1 protein-coding gene is annotated in these 6590 nt (G+C 59.0%); it reads right to left on the reverse strand.

Annotated features, from left to right (window positions below; genetic code table 11):
• Positions 1 to 6590: tandem-95 repeat protein (locus tag Q0775_RS19865; protein ID WP_298865364.1), on the reverse strand; the 6590-nt coding region annotated here is incomplete at both ends.

The raw sequence follows: 6590 nt of genomic DNA on the forward strand, positions 1-6590 counted from the left end.
GTGAGGGTTGCAGCGGTAAAGACCGCCTCGCCCGCATCCACATCCGAGATCGCAAGGGTCCCGCTTGTGGTGAGGATCGCCGTGTCATCCTCGGTGACCGCCCCCGCCACATCGCCGCTGATCATGGCGGCGTCGTTAACGGGCAGCAGATCAAGGGTCGCGTCTGACGTGGCTGTCAGGATGCCGTCATCCACTGTGTAGGAGAAGGTAACTGCGCTGTTGTCATTCTCGAGCGGTGTGTAGGTCCATGTGCCGTCTTCGTTGTCGACGAGCGTACCACTGCCTGATGTCAGGCTCAGATCGGTGATGATCAGCACGGCGTTATTGTCCGCGTCCGATGCCCCCACCAGCAGTTCTGCCGCGGTGATGGTGCGCACCTGATCCTCGTCCGAGGCAGTCAACGTGACGGCCACGGCATCCGGTGCATCGTTGTCACCGGTGATGGAGACATTGACGGTGGTGGTGGATTCACTGCCGCCGTCCTGCACGGTGTACTGGAACGCCGCTGTTGCGGTTTGGCCTGCATCAAGTCCGTCAGGTGCCGTCAGTGTGTACGAGCCGTCCACATCAAGATTAATAACGACACCGTCGATGGTGGTGATGATAAAGCCTGTGCCATTGCCCAATGCAGTTGCGGTGGTCGAACTGTTGACGGTGATGATCTCGCGGGTGTCGTCGAGATCGACATCTGTGTCATTGAGCAGCAGATTGCCGGTGATCTCAGCCGCCCCATCCTCGGCGCCCGAGATGGTATCGGCCACAGCCATGATCGCATCATTGATGCCGGTGATCGTGACCGAGACAGTTGCCGTATCGAACCCGCCTGCACCGTCGCTGATGGTATAGCTGAAGGTATCGACCGCAGTGGCGCCCGCCTTCAGCTCGTTGAACTTGGCAGAGCCGGAGGTGAGGTTGTAGGACAGCTGGCCATTCGATTGCAGCGAGACTTCGGCGCCCCAATCGGTGGTGATGTTGCCCGCAGCACCGTTGACCACAGCACTGTCGAGCGGTGCCATTGTCATGGTGTCATTGAGATCGGCCACGTTTGTGATGCTGATCGGATCGTCATCCACATCGCTGTCGTCCGTGCCAATGGTCAGCAGGTTGTTCGACGTCGAGATGGAGCCCTCGGTTGTGCCAAAGCTGTCATCGATCGCCACAGGGGCGTTGTTGCCGCCTGTGAGCGTGATTTGCAGCGGTTGCGTGGCAGACGCGCCGCCCTCGTCTGTGACTTGAACCGTGGCTGCGACTGTCAGGACTTCGCCGACACGCAGGGCCATGATGCCCGCGTTATCCGGTGCAAAGGTATAGTCGCCATCGGTTTCTACCGTCAGCGTGCCCAGAGCGATGAGGCCCGTGGCAGCCATGGTGGTGACAGTGCCACCCGCGCGGTCGTAGTAGAACGACTGCGATCCGACAACGCCCACCCCGTCATTAAGACCAAAGCTCAGCGTGCCTTCGGGCGTGCCTGCGGCATCGCGGTCGCTGGCCATTAATGTGCCGGTGACATCGTCAAAGTCGGCAATGCCGCCTGTGTCGGTAACAGCACCTGTTGTGGCAGGGGCGGTCAGCTCTGGAGTGTCGTTTTCCGGTGTGATGTCGACCGTGACTGTGGCCGTATCGGTGCCGCCAAATTCATCCGTCACCCGAATGGTGAAGGTATCGGTCGGGTTTGCTGCTCCGCCGGTTGCCGGTGTGCTCGCGTTTACGGCGAGTACATCGGCCTCATAGGTGTAAGTGCCATCATCGTTCAGCGTCAGCGTGCCGAACGTCCCTGCCAGAGAGGTTGATGTATCCCCCATGCCAAGGGTTTGGCCGTCGATGGTGAAGGTAAATGTCGCATCTTCGTCCACATCCATTACCGCACCTGTGATGGTGGTGCTGGAGGTGCCGTCAATGTCGACACCGGCAAACAGATCATTGGCGGCTGTGTCCGTGATTGTCCCGATGTTCACATCCGCAATTTCGGGCGCATCATTGGTCCCGCGCAAAGTGAAGGAGACCGAGCCTGCATCGGATTCCATGTCTGAATCCGTGATGGTGAAGTTCACGACAACGGTGATGTCATCACCCTGATCAAGATTCTGATAGATGGTTTGCGTGGCATCAAAGACCAGCGCACCTGTGGTGGAGTTATAGCTGACACCTGCGGCGGCAGCTGTCACGGCGGCGCCGGCGACAGTGGCCCCTGTCAGCGCCAGAGAGGTCAGGTCAATGTTGCCATCCACATCCGAGCCGAACAGCGACAGTGGCAGATCGGTAGGCAGTTCGGGCGTCTGTGTGATCGTGCCGATGACCATTTCGTCTTCGCTGATGGCTGGCGTGTCCAGAATGACGATGTCTTCTGCCTCTGGCGCGTCGTTGACCGCGTTGACCGTGATCATGACCGTATCGGTATCACTGAGTGCGCCGCCTGTGCCGGTGTTGCCACCGTCATTGGTGGTCATGGTCAGCGCAACCATCCCGTTCAGGTCTTGCGCAGGTGTGAACACCGGCTGGGACATAGCGTTGCCGAGATACGTGTTGATGTTGTCGACTGTGCCGGTGAGCACAATGGCATTGGTGCCGTCTCCGGTCACGCCAACGCCGGGCGCTGGGGCTGCTGCAATGGTGCCTTCCCCACTGGCAACCGACAGGGTCACGGTGATGTCATTTGCGCCTGCATCGACATCGGTAACAGACAGACCGGACAGGTTAAGGTCTGTGTCCTCATCCATGGTGAGTGCTGCAATGGTGTTGACGGGTGCGTCATTGACCGCCGCGATGTTGATTGTGACCACACCGGTGCCGGACAGGTTGCTGACCAACTGGCCGTCGCTGGCGATATAGGTAAAGCCCGCCGCGCCGTTGAAGTCAGGCGTCGGGGTGAAGGTCACCGTGCCGTTCTCCTCCAGAACCGCAGTGCCGCCTGTGGCCCCTGTGACCGAAGCGATGGTGAGCGTGTCATCATTGGCATCGGTATCATTGCCCAGCAGGTCTGCCGCAGTGATCATAATCGCGGTGTCTTCCGTGCCCTCGATCGTATCGGCCACGGCGACAGGTGCCTCGTTGACCTTGATATCGATCTGGTTGGACAGCACTTCGGTGCCGGCGATCTTGTCAAAGGCTGTGACAGTCACGGTATACATGCCTGCCGTGTTGGGGTTGAACCCGCTTGCCGCGAAGATATCAAAGCCAAGGTTGTTGCTGGATTGCAATTCTGATGCGCCAAGGAACGCATTTACAGCAGCAAGTGCTGCCGCCGCCGGATCTTCGCCCGCATCACTTGCTGCTTGGGCAGCCACGAATGCAATACCCGCAACGATCTCGTCGGAGTCGAACTCGATCGTGGTGAAACCCGCGACATCGCTTTCGATTTTGAACTCGAAATCATAATCGCCGATGGTCCCGTCTGTGCCGTCCATGTCGTCGATGTTGGCACCGATGGAGATGTTAAAGTTCCAGCGGGCATAGGCATCGTCGCTTGTGACTGCTGGATCAGCACTCTCTTGTGGTGTGCCCAATGCGGCGCCCGAGGGCACAACATAGGTCAGACCGTCTCCGTCGATATCGGTGTCGATAAACGTACCACCGCTAATGCGCTGGGTTGCCTGCAGACCAATCTCGAGGTCCGGCGCATCGACAGCATCTTGTGCCACGGCAAAGCGGGTGCCGGGGATGCCAGTGCCGATTATCAGGTTGCTACCGTCCAGCACGCTGTCATCCAGCGTTGTGTCGGAGGTGATCATGTCAGGGTCGGCAACCGCATCCACATGGAACGTTTGTGTCTGACCAATCAGCGTGCCGCCTGCCCCGTCCAGCACATCATAGGTTAGCGTGATGGTGCCGTTGAAATCATCGGCTGGCGTGACGGTAAAGCCATTCGCGCTTGCCGCGACTGTGGCACCGTTGTCGGCCATAATCGTGCCCGCATCTACAGACAGGGTCTGCCCTTCGGCATCGGCAAAGCCCGACAGCAGGTCGGCTTCCAGCACAGTGTAATCGGTGTCTTCCGTGCCATAGTCCAGTATGGCATCTGCTGCACCGCGCGGGTTGTCGTTTACAGCGGTGAAGTCGATTTGGAAGTTGCCGGTGCTGGTCAGACCGCCGTTATCCGTGACGGTGACCGCAAAGATCTGCATGGTGTTTACATCCAGCGCTTCAACTGCCGCATCATCGGAGACGAACTTGTAATCGCCATTTGTCTCGTTGAAGTACAAGGTGCCCAGTGGATTGCTGACCGCGTGGTCAAAGCCCGCCTGAGTGCCGTCAATCATCTGGCCCACAACCGAATAGGTCGCCGTCTTGCCTGTATCCACATCCGTCGAGGTGAAGCTGCCTGTCACATCTGCATAAGTATCATCGGCATCCGTATCCGAGACAGTGCCATTGACGATCATGCCCAGTACGGGCGTATCGTTCGCTCCCGCCAGTGTGACGGTCAGCGTTTGCGCGGCTGTTGCACCGTCCTCGTCCGATACTTGCAGATCAAAGGTGATGTCAGTCGACGCCGTCAGCGCATTAACCGCATCCGCATCCGCGACAAAACGGTAGGCGCCTGTGTTCTCGTTCAGAAACAGCGTGCCAAGCGGGTCGGTGACCGATGCGGTAAAGGCCGGATCGCCTATAACGACCGCTGCAATACCATCAAAGGAATAGGTCAGCGTTGGATTGTCATCCACATCGTCGCCCATCAGCGTGCCGTCGACATTGTTAAACGTATCAAGTGCTGCGGTATCCGTGACCGTGATCGGCGTGATCGCGGCCAGCGTCGGGGCGTCATTGGTGCCTGTGATGGTGATCGTGATGTCCTGACTGGAAGTTCCGCCGGCCTCATCCTCAACCGTGATGGTATAGGTCAGCGCCAGCTCTGCACCGGCTTCAAGGAAGTCGAAATCGCCGTCTTCAAGGATGGTGAAGGTCCAGTCGGCCGTGTTGGCGACGGTCTGGGCCGTGTTGGCCGCCGCGACGTCGAATGTCAGCGCGGTCTGCGGGAAGGTCAACGGACCGCCTGACCCACCACTCAGTGGTACGGGGCCGGTGATGGTACCGCCGGTATAGGTTTCATGCAGCGATGCTGTGGAATCCACGCCGCCAATCGACGCGGTGCTCAGTGTTGCTGTGATGGTGTGCGTGTCCGCAGCGCCATCTGCTGCGGCAAGGCTGTTCACGTCGATATCGGTGAACTCGATCGTGCCGCTCAACGACTGCGGATCCTCCGAGCCGCTCTCGACGGTGCCTTCATCCTCGACCAGCTGCAGCGCGGTCGCGGTCAGCTCGGTGCCGGTGTCGTCGTTGATCGCCGTAATCACGGGGCCATCATTTGTACCCTGAATGGTGATGGTGATCGGCTGGGAAACAGACGCGCCATTGTTGTCCACAACGGACACGCTGTATTTCTGGACGATGGTCTGATCGGCGCTCAGGTTTTCGATGACCGCCTCGTTGAGGGTAAAGTCAAACAGGACCTGACCTTCGGCAGCACCGGTCGCGCCAGAGGGGAAGCCGGCGGCAAAGGTGCCGATGTAATCAGCAGTATTGGCGGGTGTAACACCTGCCTCTGTTACGGCTGTCACGGTCGCATTATGCGTATCGGCCAGTTCCACATCGTCATAACCGATGGTGATGGAGCTGTTATAGACACCCATCATGGCACCGGTCCCTTCGAGTACATCGCCATTAAAAGCGATGGATTCGTTGGTGAAATAGGGCGCGTCATTGGCGCCTTCGATGGTCAGGGTAACGGTTCTTGATACCGTGTCGGGGCCGGAGGTGACATCGACAACGACATCCACCGTGATCGACTGGCCCAGTTGCAGGTGATCGAAGGCCGAAGCGTTGCGGTTATAGGTCACTGTGCCGTCATTCGCGCTGGTGTCGAACAGAGCTGCAATAGCGGCTGCATCCGAACCGATAGCGGTCAATACAGCAGCGCTGGTGGTGGAGGTCACGCTCACAACCGAAGCAGAGACTTCATCGCTTTGGTCCACGTCGGACACTTCGATGATCTTTGCGCTCATGGGATCGCCGTCAACCGTATCCGCGAGGAAATCGACGGTGACATTATCGTCAGCGGCCGGTTCCGGCGGCAGGGTGGTGTTGAGGGAGTCCCCCTCTGTGTCGGCAACGGGATTCGTAGCGGTCACCATCGGCGCATCGTTTGTACCGGTGATCGTGACGGTAAAGTCCGTTGTGGCCGTGGTGGTGCCATCGTCGACAGTGGCGGTATAGGTCAGCTCGACCGTCTCGCCTGCGGCAAGGAAATCCACATCGGTGGCACCCACGCTGTAGTCCCAACCAACGGAACCGTTGTTGGCGTTCATCGCATTTGGCGTCAGCGCCAGAGCATCCGCCAGTGCGGTTTGCTGAGCGGCTGTCAGTGTCAGCGGCGTCGTGCCATCCGCTGCCAGATAGGTTGCGGAGTCCGCCACATAGGCTGTCTCTACTGCGGGCGTATCGCTCAGGTCTACATCGGTGAAGGTGATTGTACCGCTGGCCGTGGTCGCACCCATCGCCTGCTCGGTGGCCGTGTCGGAGGTCGCACCTGTGATCTCGGGCGCGTCATTGGTGCCGGTGAGTGTGATGGTAAAGTCCTGCGTGTCGGTCGTATT

Source organism: uncultured Sulfitobacter sp. (genome assembly GCF_947499945.1).
In the GTDB taxonomy this organism is placed as follows: domain Bacteria; phylum Pseudomonadota; class Alphaproteobacteria; order Rhodobacterales; family Rhodobacteraceae; genus Sulfitobacter.